This is a genomic window from Variovorax sp. J31P207 (assembly GCF_030316965.1).
Lineage (GTDB): Bacteria > Pseudomonadota > Gammaproteobacteria > Burkholderiales > Burkholderiaceae_C > Variovorax > Variovorax ginsengisoli_B.
Window position 1 is genome coordinate 117,687 of sequence record NZ_JASZYN010000016.1, and the last position, 20,951, is coordinate 138,637.

The 20,951-nt window shown below is 63.8% G+C and carries 20 protein-coding genes; 2 read left to right on the forward strand and 18 right to left on the reverse strand.

The genetic code is table 11. The features are described from left to right. Positions 1 to 48 precede the first annotated feature (48 nt). The 6 genes from QTI68_RS34395 to QTI68_RS34420 all read right to left on the reverse strand — a co-directional run bounded on the left by QTI68_RS34395 (position 49) and on the right by QTI68_RS34420 (position 7,441). On the reverse strand, positions 49 to 1,272 hold the full coding sequence (locus tag QTI68_RS34395; RefSeq protein ID WP_286528367.1) for an alpha/beta fold hydrolase: 1,224 nt from the start codon (positions 1,270 to 1,272) through the stop codon (positions 49 to 51). 117 nt (positions 1,273 to 1,389) lie between these two features. After that, positions 1,390 to 1,602 (reverse strand): hypothetical protein, encoded by a 213-nt coding sequence (locus QTI68_RS34400; RefSeq protein WP_286528369.1) that lies wholly within the window; start codon positions 1,600 to 1,602, stop codon positions 1,390 to 1,392. A 33-nt stretch (positions 1,603 to 1,635) separates the two neighbouring features. Then, the gene (locus QTI68_RS34405; RefSeq protein WP_286528370.1) at positions 1,636 to 3,675 is read right to left on the reverse strand and encodes an ABC transporter permease; all 2,040 of its coding nucleotides are present in this window, start codon (positions 3,673 to 3,675) and stop codon (positions 1,636 to 1,638) included. Further along, positions 3,672 to 5,231, reverse strand: coding sequence for a sugar ABC transporter ATP-binding protein (locus QTI68_RS34410; protein ID WP_286528371.1), 1,560 nt, complete (start codon positions 5,229 to 5,231; stop codon positions 3,672 to 3,674). Before QTI68_RS34410 ends, QTI68_RS34405 begins: the two co-directional genes overlap by 4 nt. A 35-nt stretch (positions 5,232 to 5,266) precedes the next feature. Next, a complete protein-coding gene (locus QTI68_RS34415; protein ID WP_286528373.1) occupies positions 5,267 to 6,388 on the reverse strand; it encodes a sugar ABC transporter substrate-binding protein in 1,122 nt (373 codons plus the stop codon). Between the two features lie 90 nt (positions 6,389 to 6,478). After that, positions 6,479 to 7,441 carry a cyclase family protein gene (locus QTI68_RS34420; RefSeq protein ID WP_286528375.1) on the reverse strand — a complete coding sequence of 321 codons (963 nt, stop codon included), beginning with the start codon at positions 7,439 to 7,441 and terminating at the stop codon, positions 6,479 to 6,481. Between the two features lie 389 nt (positions 7,442 to 7,830). Here QTI68_RS34420 and QTI68_RS34425 point away from each other — a divergent pair, with 389 nt between their 5' ends. After that, positions 7,831 to 8,934, forward strand: coding sequence for a LacI family DNA-binding transcriptional regulator (locus tag QTI68_RS34425; RefSeq protein WP_286528378.1), 1,104 nt, complete (start codon positions 7,831 to 7,833; stop codon positions 8,932 to 8,934). Between the two features lie 139 nt (positions 8,935 to 9,073). Here QTI68_RS34425 and QTI68_RS34430 read toward each other — a convergent pair whose 3' ends face one another. The 9 genes from QTI68_RS34430 to QTI68_RS34470 form a co-directional block, all read right to left on the reverse strand. Next, the gene (locus QTI68_RS34430) at positions 9,074 to 10,672 is read right to left on the reverse strand and encodes a GMC family oxidoreductase (RefSeq protein ID WP_286528380.1); all 1,599 of its coding nucleotides are present in this window, start codon (positions 10,670 to 10,672) and stop codon (positions 9,074 to 9,076) included. A 2-nt stretch (positions 10,673 to 10,674) separates the two neighbouring features. Beyond that, positions 10,675 to 12,072, reverse strand: coding sequence for an FAD-binding oxidoreductase (locus QTI68_RS34435; protein WP_286528382.1), 1,398 nt, complete (start codon positions 12,070 to 12,072; stop codon positions 10,675 to 10,677). After that, positions 12,069 to 12,884, reverse strand: coding sequence for a shikimate dehydrogenase family protein (locus QTI68_RS34440; RefSeq protein WP_286528383.1), 816 nt, complete (start codon positions 12,882 to 12,884; stop codon positions 12,069 to 12,071). Before QTI68_RS34440 ends, QTI68_RS34435 begins: the two co-directional genes overlap by 4 nt. A 3-nt stretch (positions 12,885 to 12,887) precedes the next feature. Further along, positions 12,888 to 14,333: an aldehyde dehydrogenase family protein gene (locus QTI68_RS34445; RefSeq protein WP_286528385.1), complete on the reverse strand. Its 1,446-nt coding sequence runs from the start codon at positions 14,331 to 14,333 to the stop codon at positions 12,888 to 12,890. Positions 14,334 to 14,357: 24 nt separating this feature from the next. Next, the gene (locus QTI68_RS34450) at positions 14,358 to 15,137 is read right to left on the reverse strand and encodes an SDR family oxidoreductase (protein ID WP_286528387.1); all 780 of its coding nucleotides are present in this window, start codon (positions 15,135 to 15,137) and stop codon (positions 14,358 to 14,360) included. Between the two features lies 1 nt (position 15,138). Continuing rightward, positions 15,139 to 15,273 (reverse strand): hypothetical protein, encoded by a 135-nt coding sequence (locus tag QTI68_RS34455; RefSeq protein WP_286528389.1) that lies wholly within the window; start codon positions 15,271 to 15,273, stop codon positions 15,139 to 15,141. 396 nt (positions 15,274 to 15,669) lie between these two features. Continuing rightward, positions 15,670 to 16,314 (reverse strand): NADPH-dependent F420 reductase, encoded by a 645-nt coding sequence (locus QTI68_RS34460; RefSeq protein ID WP_286528392.1) that lies wholly within the window; start codon positions 16,312 to 16,314, stop codon positions 15,670 to 15,672. A 182-nt stretch (positions 16,315 to 16,496) separates the two neighbouring features. Beyond that, complete coding sequence (locus QTI68_RS34465; protein WP_286528394.1) at positions 16,497 to 17,351, reverse strand: pirin family protein; 855 nt, start codon at positions 17,349 to 17,351, stop codon at positions 16,497 to 16,499. 20 nt (positions 17,352 to 17,371) lie between these two features. Then, positions 17,372 to 17,755: a DoxX family protein gene (locus QTI68_RS34470; protein ID WP_286528396.1), complete on the reverse strand. Its 384-nt coding sequence runs from the start codon at positions 17,753 to 17,755 to the stop codon at positions 17,372 to 17,374. Between the two features lie 132 nt (positions 17,756 to 17,887). On the opposite strand from QTI68_RS34470, the gene QTI68_RS34475 reads away from it, so the two are divergent. Continuing rightward, entirely contained in the window at positions 17,888 to 18,802 is a 915-nt protein-coding gene (locus tag QTI68_RS34475) for a LysR family transcriptional regulator (RefSeq protein WP_286528397.1), read from the forward strand. Positions 18,803 to 18,941: 139 nt separating this feature from the next. Here the strand turns inward: QTI68_RS34475 and QTI68_RS34480 are convergent, their stop codons facing one another. The 3 genes from QTI68_RS34480 to QTI68_RS34490 are packed head-to-tail and all read right to left on the reverse strand — an operon-like array spanning position 18,942 to position 20,932. Continuing rightward, positions 18,942 to 19,340: a nuclear transport factor 2 family protein gene (locus QTI68_RS34480; RefSeq protein WP_286528399.1), complete on the reverse strand. Its 399-nt coding sequence runs from the start codon at positions 19,338 to 19,340 to the stop codon at positions 18,942 to 18,944. 4 nt (positions 19,341 to 19,344) lie between these two features. Then, positions 19,345 to 20,244 (reverse strand): MBL fold metallo-hydrolase, encoded by a 900-nt coding sequence (locus tag QTI68_RS34485; RefSeq protein WP_286528401.1) that lies wholly within the window; start codon positions 20,242 to 20,244, stop codon positions 19,345 to 19,347. 49 nt (positions 20,245 to 20,293) lie between these two features. Continuing rightward, the gene (locus QTI68_RS34490) at positions 20,294 to 20,932 is read right to left on the reverse strand and encodes a DsbA family protein (RefSeq protein ID WP_286528403.1); all 639 of its coding nucleotides are present in this window, start codon (positions 20,930 to 20,932) and stop codon (positions 20,294 to 20,296) included. Positions 20,933 to 20,951: the final 19 nt, after the last annotated feature.

The following is a 20,951-nucleotide window of genomic DNA, read 5'->3' on the forward strand; positions in this document are numbered from 1 at the left end:
GAGACCGCGCCGAGAGCACACCTGCCGAAAATGGTTCGGCGCCCTGTTTCAGCGTCGGGCATTGCCGAGGCTGGATCTCTCGAGGAAGGCCCTTACCGTCTCGCAGAATTCGAGCGGGTTCTCGGTCATCGGGTAATGCCCGGTGCCAGCCAGCACAGCGATTTCGCTGCCAGGGATGCGAGATGCGGTCTCCTCAACCTTGCTTTGATAAACGAGCCAATCGGCGTCACCACGCAGCAGCAGGACGGGCGCCTTGATCTTTCCCACCTCGTCTCGCTTGTCGAAATTGCCGTAACCGGTCAGGTCGCCGCGCATCACTTCCGGCGTGGTGCGGGAGATCTGCCACACCACATCGCGTGCCCGGTCAGGCGGCGTGCGATAGCCGGTCATGGACCGAGACCAGGCGCCGATGATGTCGGTGCCGTTCATCAGCAGCATGTCGAGGAAGAACTCGGAAACCGTCGGTGTGTAGTCCGCACCCTCGGCCGATACGATCGCGCTGTATGCATCGGGTCGGCGCGCGCCCAGCTCGAGCACAAGATTTCCGCCCATGGAGCAACCGATGATGGCGGGCTTGACAAGCCCGAGTTTGTCCATCAGCCTTTCGTTGAATTCAGCATGACGCGTCAGGCTTTGAAATGGGCCATCCGCCGGCAGTTCCGACTTCGAGTGACCCGGCGCATCGACGGCGATGACGCGATAGTTGTCGGACAGGCCTTCGAGCACATGCCGGTACATCAGGGTGTCCTGCGCTGCCGCATGGAAACAGATGATCGGATTGCCTTCGCCCGCCTCTTCGTAATAGACACGGATCCCGTCGACGACGACGTAGTGGCCGTTGATCTCCTTGCCGGACGACTTCCCTGCTGGCGAATACGAGGCCGCTTCACGCGACTCGGGCTTGCCGACTCGCTTCATCGCGTCAAACGCCCGAGCCATGACGTCGACGTAGCGCCAGGCGGCCACCGTGTTGCCTGACAGCGCAAGGCGACCCAGACCGGGCGAAAGCGCCTCGAACCAATCGATCTTGCCGTCGAGCACGCGTTGCCATTCCTCGTCGGGCCCGCCGACCTCGATCTCCGCACCCAGCGGAATTCCATCGGGAAATGCCGCGACCGCGCGGCCGGCCACGACGGCCAACGTCGAATGGCCCTTGTCGTGATTGAACTGGATCTGCCCGCTGAAATATTTGGCGGCCTTGGTCCAATGGGTGTCGGCGTTGAGCTCCGCGATATAGCGCTCCCACCAACCGTTGTCTGAAAGTTTGAACATGATCTGTCTCCGAGTATTGGGATCGTCAGTCGAATGTGGAGCAGCGGGTGATCCAGATCCCGCGCGCCTGCATCGTCGGCAACCACTTGGCTGGCTGCCTGGATGCGCCTTGATTCTTCAATGTGAAATGTTGCTGTTGGGCGGGACCGCTGGCGAACGCGCAGCTTCGTGGCCGATGCTTCCATCGAAACCGCAGCCATTGGAGCCGCGCAATATCCACTTCTGAGCCACACTCTCTGCCATCGTTGGCGCATGGGGCGCATGGGGCGCCTGCGCTGCCTTCGTGCCCCATGTCGCCTTCGCCGGGGTAAACGTGATGGTTCGCTCCATGATCAGACTCCTCCTGGGAACAGCGCCGGCCGGTCAGTGGGACGACCGTTCGCGCAGCATCACCACCGCGCACAGGATGACCACGCCGTAGATCACGTCCCGGATCGAGGGCGGGATCATCGTGCCGGCGAGCAAGGTCTGCAGGGCGGTCAGCAGTAGCACGCCGCCGATCATCCCGACGTACTTTCCGCGTCCCCCGGTGATGAGAGTGCCGCCTATAACGACCACCGCGATCGATGGCAGCAGGTAGGAGTCTCCCATCCCGAGGCTGGCCTGCCCGCCGAAGCCCGTGAGCATCACTCCGACGAGCGCCGAGCACAGCCCACTTAAGGCATAGACACTCATGGTCACGCGCCCGACGTTGACACCAGAAAGATGGGCCACCCGCTGGCTGTTGCCGACTGCATAGACCTGCCGCCCGAACACGGTGCGCGACAGCAGGACGATCCCAAGAAAGGCAAACAGGATCACGGCAAACACCACCGGTGTGAACGGTCCGATCCGCGCATTCATGAGCCACTTGAGAGCGGGCGGCGCGAATCCATCGGGCGTGCCGTTGCTGTAGAGCAGCGCGATGCCCTGCAGAAGCCCGTTCATCGCCAGGGTTGCCACGATCGGCGGAAGTTTGAACAGTACGATGGCCAGCCCATTGACCAGGCCGATCAGGACCCCGATTCCGAGCACCAATGGCACCGCCCACAGCGCGGCTTCGTTGCTGCCGCGGGCCAACCCTCCGAGCAAGATGCCACAAAGCCCGATGGTCCAGGGCAGCGACAGGTCCAGCCCCCCGGTCAGAATGACGGTGCCCTGGCCCAGGGCCAGCACCACCAGGAAGGAACCCAGCAGGATCAAGGTGTTCAGGTAGCCCATGTCAATCGGACGTCCGAGCAGGACCGTGACGAGCATGATCAGCAGCAGACATACGTAGGCCGGCAAGACATAGCGAAGCGCGGTGCCGTGTGTCTTGAGCCAATTCGCGCCGACAGGCAGTTGCCGCGCCGGCTCCACCAGCCGCACCACGGGTCTGGAGCGCGCAGAGTCGGCAAGGCGCCGTTTGACGGTCTGGCGCCACCAATGCGCAAGCTCCGCGCGCGACACGCCGGTCGTGCCGAGCGCTGCCGCGATCAGGACCAGGCCTTCCACGATGGTGCCGTAGTAGGCCGGCACGTTCAGCACCAGCAGAATGTTGACGATCAGCATCAGGCTGTAAGCGCCGACGACGGAGCCCACGCAGCCGCCTCTACCGCCACCCAATACCGTGCCCCCCAGGACCACGGCGGTGAACGTCTGCAGCAGCAGGGGCACGCCCACCAACGGATCTCCGGTCGCCGTCTGCGCCGTCACCAGCACGCCCGCGGCGCCATAGGCCAGCCCGGCGAGCGTATAGGCGCCAAGCTTCGTCATCACGACGTTGATGCCCGAGTACGTGGCTGCCTCGTGATCGCTGCCGACGGCATAGAGCGCGGTGCCGAAGCGCGTTTTCTTGATGGCCAGCCACGCAAGGACGACGAACCCCAGCACCAGCACGGGCGAGGGCAAGACGCCTTCGATCGCGCTGCCCGTGAAGAACCGGGTGAAAGACTCGGGCACCATGCCGCCTGGCTTGTCCATCACCACCAGCGTGATGCCGGTGAGGATGAACATCGTGGACAGCGTGACCACGATCGACTGCAGGCGCAGGACAGCCACGAAGAACCCATTGAACGCCCCCACCAACGCGCCCACGCCCAGGCCGATGAGCACGGCGGTGCCTTGCGAGGCCGGGTGATCGTTGATATAGACGGCCACCAGCACATTCACCAGCGAGATGACCGCACCTGCACTCAGGTCGAAGCCGCCCGTGAGGATGACGATGGTTGCTCCGAGCGCCGCGACCGCCAGTGTCAACCCCCCGGCGGAGAGATAGAGCAGGTCGGCATACGCCAGCGGCGTGGCCGAGAGAAGGTTGACCAACGCAAAGAGCACCGCCAGGACCGCGATCGCGATCAAGAGCCCCTTGGCGCGGCTTGGCACCCACCGAGCCAGCGGCGAATCCGGTGGCTGGACGTACGAAACGACTGCGGTATTGGTCATGATTGAACTGCCTCCCGGGTCGCCGATTCGGACCCGTGTGTGTGTGCGCTTCCCAAGGCCGCACGCATGATTTCCGATTCCGAAATGGCCTCGACTGCACCGTCGATTTCACGAACGATGCTGCCGCCGTAGAACACGACGACGCGATGGCTGAGATGCACCACCTCCTCGATCTCGGTCGAATACAGGATGACTGAACCGCCTGCCCGCACGTACTCGTTGATGAGCAGATAGATTTCGTGCTTGGTGCCCACGTCGACGCCGCGCGTCGGGTCGAACAGCAGCAGCACTCTCCCGCCGGCCAGCAACCACTTCGCCATGACGATCTTCTGCTGGTTGCCGCCGCTGAACGAGTTGGCCGGCATGTACAACGCCCGTTCGGCAACCTGCACCTTGGCAAGGGCGCCGGCAACGGCAAGGCCCTCGGCCGCACTGTCGATGAGCCCGAAGCGCGTGTAGCGGTCGAGCACCGGCAGCGCGGTGTTCTGCCGCCCGTCCAGGCGCAGAAACAGTGCCTCTGTCTTGCGCTCTTCCGGCACGAGCGTGATGCCCAGCTTGGCGTCGATGGCATCGCACGGCGATTCGATCTTCACCTCGCGCCCGTCCACCGTGATGGTGCCGGAGCTTGCCGGCATGTCACCGAAGAGCGACAGGAAGAGCTCGAGCTGCCCCATCCCCGCAAGGCCGGCCACTCCCAACACCTCGCCAGGCTGCAGCGACAACGATGCGTTGCGCAGCCGCCCGGCGGACATGTCGCGCACCGTCAGCACTGGCGCCACGTTCCGGTCCACCGGGGGCTTGGGCGGGAAGGTCTTCTCCAGCGAGCGGCCGATGATCTGCTCGATCACCTCTTCGTCCGAGATCTCGTCGATGCCGAACGTGCCCACACTGCAGCCATTGCGCAGGATGGTCAGGCTGTCGCAGAACATGCGCACCTCGGGCATGCGGTGGGTGATGAAGATGATCGTCGCACCGCGTGCCCTTTGCTGGGCAATGATCTGTCCCAGCCACGTGATGTCTTCACCCGACAGCGCCGAGGTCGGTTCGTCGAGCAGCAGCACCTTGGGCTCGCGCAGCACCGCCTTGGCGATTTCGATCTTCTGGCGCAGCGGCAGATCCAGCGAGCGCACCTCGGCCCGCGGAGAGATCATGTGCAAGCCCATCTTCTCCAGGCTGGCTGCAACACGCTCCTCCGCCACCTTCTTGTTGAGCAAACCGGCAAAGCCGGTCGGCTGGTAAGGCAGCAGCAGGTTTTCCGCCACGCTCAGATCCGGAATCAGGGTGAGTTCCTGGAAGGCTGTCTGCACGCCCAACCTGTGCGCATCGCGCGGGCTGCTCATGCGCACCTCTTCGCCGAACAGGCGGATCACGCCGCTGTCCGGGCGAACCAGGCCGCTGAGGATCTTGACGGAGGTGGACTTTCCCGCCCCGTTTTCCCCCAGAAGCGCATGCACCTTCCCGGCAGCGATGCTGTACGTCACGCTTTCGAGCGCCACGGTCGGCCCGAAGGCCTTGCGTACCTGCTCGACGCTGATAGCTTGAGTTGACTTGGACATGCCGAGCAATTCCTGGTCAGGCGATGGGTGCCGAATCAGTTCTCGGACTTGCCCGTCAGCGCGGCATTGAGCGCGACTTCTGGCGTTTCCGGATTGAAGACGTCCGCAAACCAGCCCGGATTGGTGACGACGGAGGGCTGGAACACATTGCAGCCCTCCTTCATCTCCTTCCACGTCCCTTCCTTGCAGAGCTTCACGGTGTCATTGGTAACCTGCGGCAGCGGCACGATGATGTCGTGGGGAAACTTCTTGCCCTCCAGGGCCTGGATCGCCTGCTTGAGCGCGTAGGCACCGGACACCGGCGGAGATGAATAGGAGAAGCTCGGCGCGCCCATCGGCCGATAGGTCCCGTTCGCACCTAGGACTTCCTTGTTGGAGACCGGCAACATCTGGATGCGGTGACCATTGGCGCCCTCGCCCGCACACGGCTTCTTCTTGGTGTCCGGAATACCGGCCTCGTCCTGCATCGAGAAAACGGTGTAGCAGCCCACCTGAACAAGCAGGCCGTCGACCTTGTCCCAGGGATGCGAAGCCAGGATCTTGGTCATCTCGGTGCGAGCCACGGCCTGGCTCCACATGCCGACCCCCTGTGCAACCACCTTGACTTCCGGGTACTTGGCGAACACTTCCATCGACCCCTTCGTACGCTGGGTGTCGGTCGAGGTGCCGGGAACACCGGTGAGATACACCACGTTACCCTTCCCACCCATGGCCTTGACCAACCATTCGGCGGCGACCTTGCCGGCAAGGAGCTGATCGATGTGCACGTTGTGAGCACAAGGTTCAGTGATTTCGGCGTCATAGGCGAAGACATGCACCCCCTTGTCACACGCTGCCTTGACAGCCTGGTTCAGCGCGGTCGGCGAGATCGGGTAAATCACGATCGCCTTTGCGCCCGCTTGCACCATGGCATTGATCTGCTGAATCTGTTTCTGCGCATTGGGCCCTGCGACCTGGACTTCGAAATCGATCTTGTCCTTGTTGCTGGGGTGCGATGCCAGGGCGCGCTGCATCGACGCCGCTTCGCCCTGCCAGTCGTTGCCGATGTAACTCATGCTGAGAAAGACCTTGTCCTTCGCAGCCGCCGCACCTGAAAAAGCAATAGCGGCGCTCAATGCGAGCACGGCACGGGCGGCGATGGTATAGCTCTTGGTCATCGTAGTCTCCAGTTGTCGAAGTGAATGCCCAATGGGCGATTGGAAAAAATGGATCGGCCGACCTGATCGGCAGATGTCCTGCGGAAAAAACTATTTAATGACGATCGGGTTCACCGGCGCACCCGAGCCGCCAACGATCTTCAATGGGGCGGCTGCGTAGAGAAATGTCCACTGGCCGTCTTTGGCGCAGTCCTCTGCCAGAGGATCAAGTTGCGCAATTTCCGTCAATGCGACGCCAAGATTTCTCATCAGCGCGTTGTGCAATGGGAGTTCGACACCCGAGACAGGATCGACGGTCACCTCGTTGGCCATCGTGTCGGTGACCAGGTTGGGAATCTCCATATCCTGGAACCACCGGACCAGTTCCCGGCTGTAGGTAAGGCCAGGTTCCTTGAAGTCCTTGTAGAACTCGGCGTGCTCGCGCTTGTAGAAGGATCCGATCCAACCGGTGCGGACCATCAGGATGTCCCGCTTCTCGATCACCACCCCTTGCCTTTCCGCAGCCTCGAGCAAATCGACATGCGAAAAGGTTTCTCCGGGACCGAGGACTTCTTTACCACGGTGGCGCGCCATGTCGATCAGAACGCCGCGGCCTACGACTCCTCTTTCGCCAATGGGCAGCACACTCGCCTTGGCCAGGCCGCCAATGGTGGTGTCCGCGTCGTAGCCATTCCATATCTGGTCGTCGTACCAGACATGCCCCAATGCGTCGTACTGGGTGGAGCCTTGCAAGTACATGAACATCACGTCGTCGGCATACTCGTATTGCCCTGGAAAACGTGGCCCCTTGCCGCACAGGTAATGACCTCGGTCCATGACATTCATCCGCTTGGCGGATTGTCGACCGGGCCATACCGGGTCGCCCCCAGGGTCGCCCATTCGAACCTGCAGCGTGAAAGTCTTTCCTTGCTTCACGGTTGCTATGCCACGCAGGATCTCCGCTGATGTCAGGTAATTGAGCGAGCCGACTTCGTCGTCCTTGCCCCATTTGCCCCAGTTTTTTGGAGAGGATTCCAACAGCTCCCGCACATGAGGCACGTTCTTCGCTTCCATATGACTCCTTGGTCAGGTTCTCGTTAAAGGACGCAGCTTCCGCACACCGGCACCGACGGCAGGGACTCGGATGAACGCCATCTCCGCCCCTTGGGACCGATGCCCACCACCTCGAAAGTGAAGCGCTTCATTTTTTGAAAGCATTTGTTCTTGGTACAAGGTGCAGGCGCAACGGTAGTAGATTGGAAGCGCTTCATTTTGCAGGAGAAGACGAGACGCGCATCATGGTGTTTTCCCGAATACGCGACCAGCGGGATCGCCCAGGTGACGGGGCCGGTCAGCGCTCGCCCAGGAAGCCTCTATTTCCCGTATCATGAAGCGCTTCATCTAAGCCCCGTTCACGATCGCACGGCCGGTACCTACGACTTCGCCTTTCAAGACTTTCATCCATGCCTCAATCGCCCACTGGCAGACCGACTCTGGAGGACGTCGCACGACTCGCGGACGTTTCGCTGGGGAGTGCATCTCGCGCTTTGTCGGACCCCAGCCTTGTCAAGCCGAAGACCCTCCAGCGTGTCATGCAGGCGGTGGAGCAGCTCGGCTATGTGCGCAACGGTGCGGCTCGCGCACTCGCCTCGCGCCGAACATTTTCGGTAGGCGCGGTTTATCCGACTTTGCACAATCCGGCGTTCGCCGACTCGATTCACGCCCTTCAGCAGACGCTATGGGGCTTTGGCTACCAGCTGGTCGTCGCAAGCCACGAATACGTCGAGGAGCGCGAATACGAGGTGGTGCGCTCCATCGTTGAGCGGGGCGTGGATGGCCTCATTCTGGTGGGTGTTGAGCATGATCAACAGGTGTTCGACCTGGTGCGTCATCGGAAGCTTCCATTGGTCTTGTCGTGGTCGCTTGACCAGCCGCCCTACGGCCACTCTGTCGGCTTCTCGAACCACAAGGCTGCGTACGACCTCACACGCGCCGTGCTCGCCAGGGGACACAAGGACATTGCAGTCGTTTGTGGTTCCCGGGCGCACAACGAACGCGCTCGCCAGCGAGTGAGCGGAACCGCCGACGCCATGGCCGAGCACGGCCTCAAGCTGCGCGAAGACTGGATCGTCGAGCAGCCTTTGTCCGTGGAGGGTGGCAAGCTCGCCATGCATCGAATTCTTGCGATGGAGCAACGTCCGACAGCGATCATGTGCAACACCGATACCTTGGCCATCGGTGCGCTGCACGAGTGCCGGATGCATGGAATCGTGGTACCTGACCAAATGTCCATCACGGGCTATGACGACATCGTGCTCGCCAGTCTTACCGTTCCGCCTCTCACTACCGTGCATATTCCGACGGCGCAGATGGGGACGCTTTGTGCACGACGCCTGGTCGGTCTGATTGAAAACCGCGACCTCGGCGAAGTCCCCGCGCTAGGCCATGAAGTCATCATCCGTGAAAGTCTGGGTCAGGCACCTTCCATGACCACGCCGGCATCGATTGCGACCGGTGCCATCAAGAACCGGTTGATGCCAGCGAGAATCGACTCCGACAGGGTCTGACCTCGTCGATCGGAAACATTGACAAGGGTCATCGAAGCCATGCGGCCGCTGGCGTCCGTGGCGGCCACCATGGCGGCAGGGTCGATGAATTCATCGAGGTGCACACACTGTTCGAAACAGGACGGCGCGCTCGTTCGCACTACCGGCGGGAAGCATCCTCCAGGATCAGGTCGGCGGCCTTCTCCGCCACCATCATGACGGCCGCCTGGATGTTGCCCGACACCATGCGGGGCATCACGGAGGCGTCGACGATGCGCAGACCGCTCATGCCCCGTACTCTCAAGCGAAGATCGACCACAGCCGCATCGTCCTCTCCCATGCGGCAGGTGCCGATCGGATGATAGATCGTCTGGCCGTTCTGACGTGCGAAGGCGAGCCAGTCCGCGTCGGAGCGAACCTCGATTCCCGGACTCATTTCCTCGACCACGTGGCGCTGCAGCGCCGGCCGTTCGACGATGCGCCGCGCGATCTGCATGCTGCGCACCATGCACTCCCGATCGACGGGGCTCGACAGAAAATTCGGCCGGATCGACGGCCCCGCGGAGGGGTCCGGCGATTTGATGTGAATGGTGCCGACCGATTCGGGTCGCAACTGCGTCACGCCGATCGTCATGCCGGGCAACTTGTCGAGCACGCGCTCGGCGGCATTCGCATAGCTTGCGTGCATGAAGAAATACTGCGCGTCGGCGGTCGGCATTTCGGGCTTGGTCTTCACGAACGCGTTCACCAGGCCGGTGCCCAGCGTGAGAATGCCGGTCCGCCGCGCGTAATACTCCGACACGGCCAGACCAAGGCGCCAGTTCCGCGACATCTCGTTCAGCGTGACGGCGTCTTTCACGCGCCAGTTCATGCGGGTGCAGAAGTGATCGATGTAGTTCTCCCCGACCCCGCGAAGGTCGTGGCGCACCGCAATGCCATGTGACTGGAGCAGTTCGGCCCGGCCGACGCCCGAGAGTTCGAGCAGTTGGGGAGACTGGATCGCACCGGCGGCAAGAACGACCTCCGCAAGGGCATTGACCGTGCTCTCCACGCCGTTGCGGCGGTAGGTGACGCCGGTGCAGCGCTGGCCGCTGATCTCAAGGCGCACCACATGCGCATGGGTCACGATGGCGAGGTTCTTGCGCCTGAGCGCGGGCCGCAAATAGCCGTCATACACGCTCCAGCGCCGCCCGCCGCTTTGCGTCACCTGGTAGTAGCCGACGCCTTCCTGGCGCCCGGCGTTGTAGTCTTCGTTGAAGGATAGGCCGTCCTCCCGGGCCGCCCGAATGAAGGCGTCCGAGATCGGAAAACGTTCGCGCACCTGCGCGAGCTTCATCGGCCCTTCGTGTCCGCGCGTGGGTCCGCCCTTGTCGTAGTTCTCGAGCTTGCGGAAGTAGGGCTCGACATCTTTCCATGCCCAGCCGCACGCACCGGCGTCGCGCCAGGCGTCGTAGTCCCCGGACTGCCCGCGCACGTACACCATGCCATTGATGAGCGTCGAGCCGCCCAGGCCCTTGCCGCGCGGTACCGCGATCACCCGCTGGTTGGTGTTCTCTTCCGCCTCGGTCTGGAAGCGCCAGTTGTACTGCGTGTTGGTCAGCAGCTTGCTGAAGCCTGCCGGAATGTTGATCCACATGCTCGCGGGTTCGCCCCCGGCCTCGAGCATCAGAACCCGGTGCTGTCCGGAGGCGGTCAACCGGTTCGCCAGGATGCAGCCGGCGGTGCCACCGCCGACGATGATGTAGTCGTAGGGTTCCATGTTCACTGTGTCTCCGTCCAAGAAATGACCTTGCCGGGGTTCATCGTCCCGGCCGGGTCGAGCGCCGCCTTGACGCGGCGCGCCAGCCTCAGTTCCGAAACCGAGCGGCACCGCTCGAGTTCGCTCACGCGGTACTGCCCGATGCCGTGTTCGGCGGAGATGCTGCCCTGGTGTTTCACGACCAAGTCGTGGACGAGCGCATTCAACGCCGGGCCGTCACAAGATGGCGGCACGACGACGTTGTAGTGGATGTTGCCGTCGCCGGCATGCCCGAACGCATTGACGCGCGACCCGGGAAAAGCGAGCGCGACCGCTGCATCGGCCTCGCGCAGGAATGCGGGAATGCCGGAAATGGGCACGGACACGTCGTGCTTGAGCGAGCGCCCTTCGCGCGACTCGGCCTCGGTGATGGATTCGCGCAGCAGCCAGAGCTCGCCTTCCTGCCGCTGCGATTCGGCGATGACGCCGTCCGTCGCATCGCCGTCTTCGAGAACCATTGAAAGAAGCGCTTCCACCGCATCGCGCAGGCCGGGAAGGCACGAGCTCGCTTCCAGCAGCACGAACCATTCAGAGGGCGCCAGCGGCGTCTTGAGGCTTTGATGGCGCTCGACCAGTTCCAGCGCGGCGCCGGACATCAGCTCGAACGCGTTCAGCGTCTCGCCGATCTGCTGCCGCGCCGCGCGAAGCACTTTCAGTGCGGCGTCGACGCCGGGCACGGCCAGCAGCGCCGTGACGCGGTGGCCCGATAGCGGCGCAAGCTGCAGCACCGCCGCGGTGATGATGCCGAGCGTGCCTTCGGTGCCGATGAACCACTGCTTCCAGTCGTAGCCGGCGTTGTCCTTGCGCAGGCGGCGCAGCCCGTTCACGACTTCGCCATTGGCGGTCACGACCTCCAGGCCGAGCACGCGTGCCCGAGACATGCCATGGCGCAGCACGTTCGTCCCGCCGGCGTTGGTCGAGAGCACGCCACCGATCTGCGCGGAGCCTTCCGCGGCCAGGCTGATAGGCAGCATCAGGCCGGCGGCCTTCGCGGCTTCCTGCGCGGTCTGGAGGATGCAGCCCGCTTCGACCTCCATCGTTTCGCCGAGGACGTCGACGTCTCGGATTGCACGCATGCGCGCGAGCGACAGCACCACCTGCCGGCCACTGCCGTCGGGCGTCGCGCCGCCGGAGAGGCCGGTGTTGCCGCCGTGAGGCACGACCGCGATGCCCTGGCTCGCGCAAAGGCGCACCACGGCCGCAACCTCGTCGGTGGTTCGCGGCAGGACGGCGCAGCGCGCCTGGCCCTTGAATACATGGCGCCAGTCCACGTTGTAGTTCTCGAGATCGGTGGGGTCCGCCATCACACCGCGTTCGCCGACGATGGCGCGGAGCGCCTCCAGGAATTGCACGTCGGTCATTTTCCGGTCGCCTCTTGCGCGGGCACGCCCAGGAACGCTGCCATCAGCGCAATCTGGCTCGCAAGCATCGGTGCCCCGAAGTGCACGCGGCAGCCTTTCGCGCGCGCCGCCCGCAGCAGCGGCGTCTCGGCGGGTTGCATGATGATCTCGACCACGATCTGATCGGCCGAGAGCCGGCTGGTGTTCAGCGGCAGCGCATCACCCTCTCGAAGGCCAAGCGAAGTACCGTTGACCACCAGGTCGTGATGCGACGGGTCCTCGGTTCCCAGTTCCACCGCCAAGCCGGGAAAATCCTCCTTGAGGCGGGCGATGAGGTCCTCGGCCTTGGCTGGCGTACGGTTTGCAACCGTGAGGCGCGAGACGCCGGCTTGCGCGAGCGCATAGGCAATCGCGCTCGCGGCACCGCCCGCGCCGGCAAGATAGGCGGCAAGGCCCGCAGGCTCGAGGCCCTCGCTGCGCACCCCCGCGACAAAGCCTTCGCCGTCGAGCATGCCGCCGACCAAGCGGCCGTCGGCGGTTCGGCGCACAACGTTGACCGCGCCGATCCGCTGCGCGGCAGGCGTCAGTTCGTCGCACAGCGCGGGCATGGCGGTCTTGTGCGGCACGGTTACGACGAAGCCGCCCAGGTTGTTCATCCGGCGCAACCCGTCGACCATGGCGCCAAGGCCCTCGGCGCCGACGTGGATCGGCACCATGACGCCGTCGAACCTGCGCGCCTCGAGCAGGCGGTTGATGCCCTGAGGCGTCTTCACGTGATGAATTGGATCGGCCAGGATGCCGAAGATCTGCGTGTGTCCAGTGATTTCGATCATTTTTCAAGCCTGCGTATAGGTGGTCTTGACGGTGGTGTAGAACTCGCGCGCATAGGCGCCCTGCTCCCGCGATCCGTAGCTCGAGCCCTTGCGGCCACCGAAAGGCGCGTGGTAGTCCACGCCGGCTGTCGGCACGTTCACCATCACCATGCCGGCGGTCGAGTTGCGCTTGAAGTCGCTGGCATGCTTAAGGGAGGTCGTGCAGATGCCCGACGAAAGGCCAAACTCGGTGTCGTTGGCGACCACCAGTGCCTCTTCGTAGCTTGCGACCCGGATCACGCTGGCAATCGGACCGAACACCTCTTCGCGGTTCACGCGCATCGCGTTGTGGGTGTCGACGATCAGCGCGGGAGACAGGTAGAAGCCGGGGTGCTCACGCTCGAGGAGTTCGCCACCTGCTGCCAGGCGGCCGCCCTCTTCCTTCGCATTAGCTATGTAGAAGCAGTCCTGGTCGAGCTGGGCCTGCGAGGCCACCGGGCCGATGTCGGTGCCGCTCTTCAGTGCATGGTCGGTGCGTAACTCGGCCATGCGCTCGATCATGGCGGCGACGAAGCGGTCATGGATGCCGTCCTGCACGATGAGCCGGCTGGAGCCGGTGCAGCGCTGGCCGGTGGAGAAGAACGAGCCATTCACCGCCACCGAGACCGCCTGCGCCAGGTCCGCATCGTCGAGGATCACGAGCGGGTTCTTGCCCCCCATTTCCAACTGGACCTTGGCGCCACGCTCCATGCACCGGAGGCCGATCTGCCGCCCCGTGGACGTCGAACCCGTGAAGGTCATCGCGCGCACCTTGGGCGAATTCACCATCGCATTGCCAACCTTGGAGCCGGCGCCCATCACCAGGTTGAAGACGCCGGCCGGCAGCGCACCCGCACGCACGATGATCTCCGACAGCGCCCAGGCACTGCCCGGCACCAGGTCCGCGGGCTTGAAGACGACCGTGTTGCCATAGGCCAGCGCGGGCGCGATCTTCCATGCGGGAATCGCAATCGGGAAGTTCCAGGGGGTGATGATGCCGATGACGCCTTCGGGTTCTCGCACCACGTCCACCTCCACGCCGGCGCGGATCGACGCGAGTTTTTCGCCGCCCAGGCGCAAGGCCTCGCCGGCAAAGAACTTGAACACGCGGCCCGCTCGCGTGGCTTCGCCGATGCCCTCGGCCAGCGTCTTGCCCTCCTCGCGCGAGAGCAACCGGCCCAGCTCATCGCGGCGCGCGAGGATCTCGGTTCCGATGCGGTCGAGTGCGTCGGAGCGTTCTTCCGCCGTCTTCCGTTGCCACGGGAGCCGGGCCTCGAACGCCGCATCGATCGCCTGAAGCACCTGCGCCTCGTCGGCGCGCGTGTACTCGCCGACGAGGTCGCTGGTGTCCGACGGATTGATGTTGCGGTTCACGTCCGCACCGGAGAGCCATTCGCCGGCAATGTAGTTCGACTTGAGTTCTGCAGTCATCGTGGTTCCAATGTGATTCATGTGTCAGGTCATCAGCCAGCCGCCAGCGACATCGATCACCTGGCCGGTGATGAAGTCCGACCTCGGCGAGCTCAGGAACAGGCAGGCGTCCGCCACTTCGGTGGGCTTGCCGAGCCGCCGCAGCGGCGTGACGCCAACCACGGCTTCGTTGGCCTCGCGCGGCGCACCGGCCACCATCGGCGTATCGATACGGCCGGGGGCCAGCGCATTGACCGTGATCCCGTATGGTCCCAGTTCGCCCGCGAGATGGCGGGTCATGCCGATCACCGCCGCCTTGGTGGTGCTGTAGTGCGCAGCCACGATGTCCAGGTAGGCCTTGCCCGCCACTGAAGACATCGACAGGATGCGCCCGAATCTGCGATCGACCATGCCGGGTGCAAGCCGCCGCACGTAGTTGAAGACGCTGTGCAGGTTGACGTCGATCACGCGGTGCCATTCGGCCGGTTCCATCCGCCAGATGGGCACTGGCTTGCCCGCGTGCTTCGGCGAAATGCCGGCGTTGTTGACCAGCGTGTCGACGGGGCCGAGCATTTTTTCGATGACGCTGCAAGCGGCATCGCATTCAACGAAGCTCGCCACGTCGGCTTTTACGAAGCAGACGTGGTGGCCTGCAGCCCCAAGCCTTTTCGCCAACGCCTGACCCGCCGTCGAATCGAAGTCCACGAGCCCGACCGCCGCGCCGTCGGCGGCATAGCGCTCGGCAATGGCCGCGCCGATGCCGCCCGCGGCGCCGGTGACGAGCACGACGCGACCGCGGTGTTCAAGCTCTTGCAGTGCATCCATGTCAATGCTCCAGGTAGGCGCGCCGCAGATAGAAGCCGAAGCGCGAGTGGCGGATCAGCCAGCTGATCCAAAGGGTCACGGCGAGGAAGCCGAATGCGATGGCCAGGGCATCCGATGTCTCCGTAGGTGCAATCACTTGAAGCGCTTCATTTCTAACCGGAGAAACATATGTCGGCTATGGAAAATAGGCCTAAATGCTAACTTGAAGCGCTTCATAAAACAAGCGGCGCCGGCGTTTGTGCCTAGGGGTCTTCCCCAGGACAAAGGAGCGCCGCCCGCACCATCTCGCAATGCGAAGCGCGCATGGCAAAGCCGGCGCTCAGCCGCCAAACGATGCCGGAAAGGTCCAGTCGAGTTGCTTCTCGCCGCGCGCGTGTTCACGAACGCGCGACCCGCCTGCGCTTCTGGGTTCGTAGTCCGGCTTGGGGTGCGACGGGGGCGCGGTGTCCGGTGCGGTGTCCGGTGCGATGTCGCGACGCGCCGCCTGGCGGCCAGAACCGAAGTTCCTGCCGCCGCTGCGTTGAGGGCCGCTTCAGATCCTGATGAATTCCTGTGCGGCCAGCGAGCCGAACGGCAGCGATGCAAGCGGTCCACCGACATCGATCGGTCCGAGATCGACCGGTGCGAAACCAATGTCCTCGAGGATCTTGCGGACTTCAGCCTTCGCGGCAGCGTCATCGCCCGAATAGAAGAGCACGCGCTTGCCACCCGCCACTTCCGGCTCCGAAAGGACCTTGACATCGAGGTGGTTGAACGCCTTGACGACACGTGCGCCCGGGACGAACTCTTTGAACACCTCGCTCGAATGCTTCCCACCCAGGTCGACGGCCTTGATGCCGTAGGCTGCAAGCGGATTGCTCGGGTCTTTGGCGTCCGGCGAATTCGGATCGAGGAACTCGACCGGGTTGGTGCCATCGATGACGATGCGCCCCTTCCACGCCGGCAAGCCGCTCAGGACTTTCTCGGCATCGACCCAACGCAGCGCGACAACCACGACATCGGCACTCGCCGCCTCGGAAGTCGTGCCCGCCTTGATCGAAGGGCCAAGCTCCTGAACCAGCGCTGCCAGCGAATCCGGTCCGCGGCTGTTCGAAAGCGTGGCCGCGATCCCCTTCTTCGCGAGCGCGCGCGCCACGTTGGCGCCGAGGGCGCCAGAACCAATAATGCCGATGCTCATGATGTATTCCTGTTGAGTCCAGTAATGCCAAGGGGCTTGAAGGATCGAACTGCCAGCGCCCCGAAGGCTGACAGTTCCGCATGTCGACTCTCACAAGTCGAAGCTGTAGTTGGCGCACGGAAGCTGCCAGACGAGCAGGCATGACTGCGCTTGTTAGTCGGCCAAGCGGCCTGGATGGGGCCTCAGGCTTTTTCGCGAGCGCCTTGCAGCCCGGCAGTGCCTCTTAGACGGGCGCCGATGCGCCGAATTTCGGCTTCCCCTTGCGCGAGGGTTGCCTTGCTCGTGTGCACCGAGTGGTGACCCATGACCAGATCGTGCGGATGCTTCACCGCCGAGCCCAGCACGAAGGACGTGTCGCCGTAGGCCACGACATCGATGGCCTGGCCCGACTCCTCGAAGACGACGAGTTCGCCGGCCGTGGCAGGGCCGCCCGCATCGAGCCGGCCCGTGTCCACTGCCAACCAGGCCACCGTGTGGCCGGCGGGCGTCGCATAGTTCCAACGCTCGCCGTCTTTCAGGCGGACTGCGAGGTAGTTCATGTCCGCAGGCGCTGGAATCGGGCTTCTCGCCGCGCCATAGTGTCCGAGCAACACGCGCGCCGGGCCTTCCTCGGAGATCTCGGATGGCGCCAGGTAGAGGCTTTCCGCAGGCGCGTTTTCCTCCGAAGCCGGCAGGGCCACCCAGAGCTGGAAGCCCAGCATCGGCGAGCCCTCGACCGGTGCGCCGGTGTGCCATACGCCGTTGCCTGCGCGCATCCACTCCACACCGCCCGCGGGCAGCACGCCTTTCTTGCCGGTCGTGTCTTCATAGTTCACGTCCCCTTCACGCAGAAAGGTCAGCGTCGCGATGCCCGAGTGCGGGTGCATGCCGAATTTCTGTCCCGTCGACGCCGTGGAGCGCACAAGGTCCAGAAACACGAATGGCTTCAGGAACATGCCGAGGTCGCCGGGGCTCATCAGCCGCGTGATGGGCCCGTGCGCGCTGCCGCGGGTACGGTGGACGATGGCGCGCGCTTCGGTGCGGGTTGCGAGAGTCATTGCAGTTGCTCCTGATGGCCTCAACGGCCCACGGATGATGGGGAAGCCGGGCGCAGTCGCCAGGCCACGAAGGCGGAGAGCAGGCCCAGCACCATGGCCGGGAAGGGATTGCCGCCAATCAGCAGCAGATGCGTCGCCACACCTCCGACCATCGTGGCGGCCAGCAGCAGGCCGCCGAGGAAGCCTGTGGCGGGCACGAGAACAAGGAGAGCGCCCATGATCTCGACGGCACCCGTCAGATAGCGGAACCCTTGCCCGAAGCCGACGGCATCAAAGAGCTGCACCATCTGGGGCACGCCCGCCAGCTTGCTTGCGCCGGCCGCACCGAAGGCCAGGGCGAGAAGAATGCGAAAGCCCCAGACCATTCGGTGTTGGGTCAGGGAACGTGGCGTTGAAGTGGTCATGAAGCGATGTCTTTTTGCTGAGAAGCGGATGGCCTCCGTGGCCGATGGGTGAAGCGTAGGACCGACGTCATTGCCTGACTAGCCGATGCAATTGAGTTGAACTCGTCCATTTTTCAAAGTAATCTTCGAACCATGGTGGATTTGAACGACATCGCGCTGTTTGTGCAGGTCGCACGGAGCGGCAGCTTTGCGGCGACTGCGCGACGTCTCGGCATACCGTCCAACACGGTCAGCCGGCGCATCCAGGCGCTGGAAGGGCAACTCGGCACGCGTCTGCTGCAGCGTTCGACCCGCAAACTCACGCTCACCAGTGCTGGCGCTGCATTCCACGAGCGCTGCGCGAGTGCGGTGGACGGCTTGATCGACGCAGGCCAGGAAATGACGACCGGCAGCGACGAGCCCACTGGCCTGGTGCGCGTCGCCGCACCCGCCGACTTCTTCGATTTCTTCCCGATGGAATGGGTGACGGGTTTCCTGGCCGCACATCCGCGCGTTCGGCTGGACTTCGTGCTCAGCGATGCGAAGGCCGACTTGATCGCCGAGCGGATCGACGTGGCATTCCGCGGCGGGCAGCTTCGCGACTCAGGCTACGTAGGCCGGCAGGTGCTGCGCGCCGGCAACGACATGCTGGTGGCCAGCCCCGCATACGTTGCCGCCCGCGGCTTGCCCGGGAAGTTGCAGGACCTTGTCGAGCACGACTGCGTGAGCTTCGCCCATCCCAGCGGGCACGCAACATGGCGACTGACCGGGCCGGACGGGGTCGAAGAGGAAATACAGGTCGCCACCCGCTTCAGCGCCAACACCGCGCAGGCGCTGCGCAAGGCGACGGTGGCCGGGCTCGGGATCGCACTGCTGCCGCATACGATTGCCGGGTTCGACCTTCAGGCGGGTCGCCTCGTGCCTGTGCTTGCGCAGTACCGATGCAGGGGTTATGGCCTCAACGTGCTCTACCCGAGCCGACGGCATCTTCCCCTGGCCGTGTCGGCATTCATCGATCTGGTGGTCGAAAAGCTCAATGCATCGGATGCAGCGCCGCACGGCGCGTGACGCAAGGCCCCATCTGCGACCCATCGCGCTGCGCCCACAGGCAACACGCCCTGCATCTCAAAGGTCTACATGGATGCGTTCAGATGCTGGTCGACGCGGTTGCTCGAGAGGCCGATTGAAGTTCTCCCATCTGCGAACGCTATTTCGTGGTCGTCAACGCCTGCTGCACCATAGCGCTGTCGACATACTGCTCCATGCTGACGATCTTGCCGTCCTTGAGCCGATAGAGATGGGCGAAGGTAGCGCGCATGGATTTACCGGTTGTCGCATAGGTGCCGGAGTACACCCCGTAGGCCGCGACGCGGTCGCCGTCGGCCAGGTAGGTGTGCACCACCGCCTTGTACCCTAGCCACTCGGTTGCCAGTCTCCGAAACACCTTGGCGAAGATTTCTTCGGGGCCGGTGTAGGTGCCGGCATAAGGGAAGCCGGCCGCCTCGGTCCAGGTGGCGTCGGCCGCCAGAGCGGCGAGCAAATGCTTCCCGTTCTCCTCGGACGTGCCTTCGTAGGTCGCGCGAATGACGTCGAGATTGGAGGTCATGAACTCAACCCCACTTCATCTCGCCCTTGGCGACCTTGGTGCCGATCTGCAACGCAATCGCCATGCCGGCATTCGGATAGCGCTTGGTCATGGCTGCGATAAGGGTGGCGCTGTCGCTGGCCCTGGCAAGCTCTTCTTCGAAGGCCACGAGGTAGTCGCGCGTGTATTGGATGGCCGATGCATCGGTCGCCGCGGTGGGCGTCATGTGGCCGGGGACCACGACGGCTGGCTTGCGCGCCGCCATGGCGTCGAGGTTCTTGATCCACGCGGCGCGAGCCTCGGCGCCTTGTGTGTCCGCAGTCCAGACGTGAACACCCGAGAACAACAGCACGCCGCCGAAGATGGCGCTGAGCGAAGGCACCCAGACATAGCGGCGATTGGCAAGGCCCTCGGCTTCGACGATCTCGATAGCTTGGCCTTCCAGGGTGAGGCTTCGGTGGTCAAAAACTTCGGGCATCACGATGTCCGCCAGGGTCTGCGGGCCGTTTTCCTTGAGTTGCGGACCCCAGGTCGCGAGCTTTTTGTCCACGTTGCCCTTGATGGCCGCGATCGTGGCCGACGCGGCGATCACCTTCACCGCGGGAAGCGCTGCCTTGATGGGCGCCAGGCTGAAGTAGTAGTCAGGGTCGCTCTGGCTGATGTAGATGGTGGTCAGGTTCATGCCACTGCTCTTGATGGCCTCGGCGAGCGCCTTGCCGTCCGAGAGGGTAAAGCCCCCATCGATCAGCACGGCATCGTGTGCGCCGGAAATCAGCACCGGGGCACGGAAGAATCCGTTCTCGCCAGCGGGAAAATGCTTCCAGGTCAATACAGTATTTGCAGCCATAGCGCTCTTCACTCCTAGGATGGCCGTCGCGACACCCGCGGCGGCTACGGTTTGAATCAGGTCTCTGCGTGTTGTCACGGGTTGTGCCTTCTGAATGGTTACAAGAGGGTTTGCGGGGAAACAGGGCTCAGGTCACTTCCAGCTGACTGATCAGTGCGGCTCGGGAGGAGCCAGCAGCACCAGGATCCAGCAACCATCGCTTGGTGCCGACTTCGGCGACCAGGGTGGGCACACCACGAGCGCTGAATTCCCGCATCAACGCCTTCGCTTGATCGATACGGGCTGCGTTGGCGGCGAGCAGATCTGCATCGGGTTGCGCGACCCTCGCAGCGGCCTGTGCGAGACCGAGCCCCTTCAGAAGACTGGCCAGCGCTGCCAACGCCGTCACGTCGCTGCCATCTACGTAGCGTGCATGCTGGATGGCCTTGAGGCTTTCCAGTTCTCGGGCCGGGTCGGTCAAAGACACGGCCGTCAGCGCCACCGTGGCAGGACCGCTGTCGAAGAGCTGCTGGCGATCACCGAGAACGCGATGCCGATAGCGCTCGGAGAAGCGTTGCCCCGTCAGGCGTTCGATGCGCTGGTCGTTGGACCAGGCAAAGTTCGCGAAGGCATCGTCCATCGCTCGGGCGCCCTCGCCCGAAAACACGCCGGTCGGCGACAGATTGACAACTATGCCCGGCGTCGCGAGCAGCTCCGAAACAGCTGGTGTCGCCCCGTAGCACCAGCCGCACAGCGGGTCGAACAGGTAATGAAGAGTTTTGATCATGGAGGTTGTTGGGGTTGCT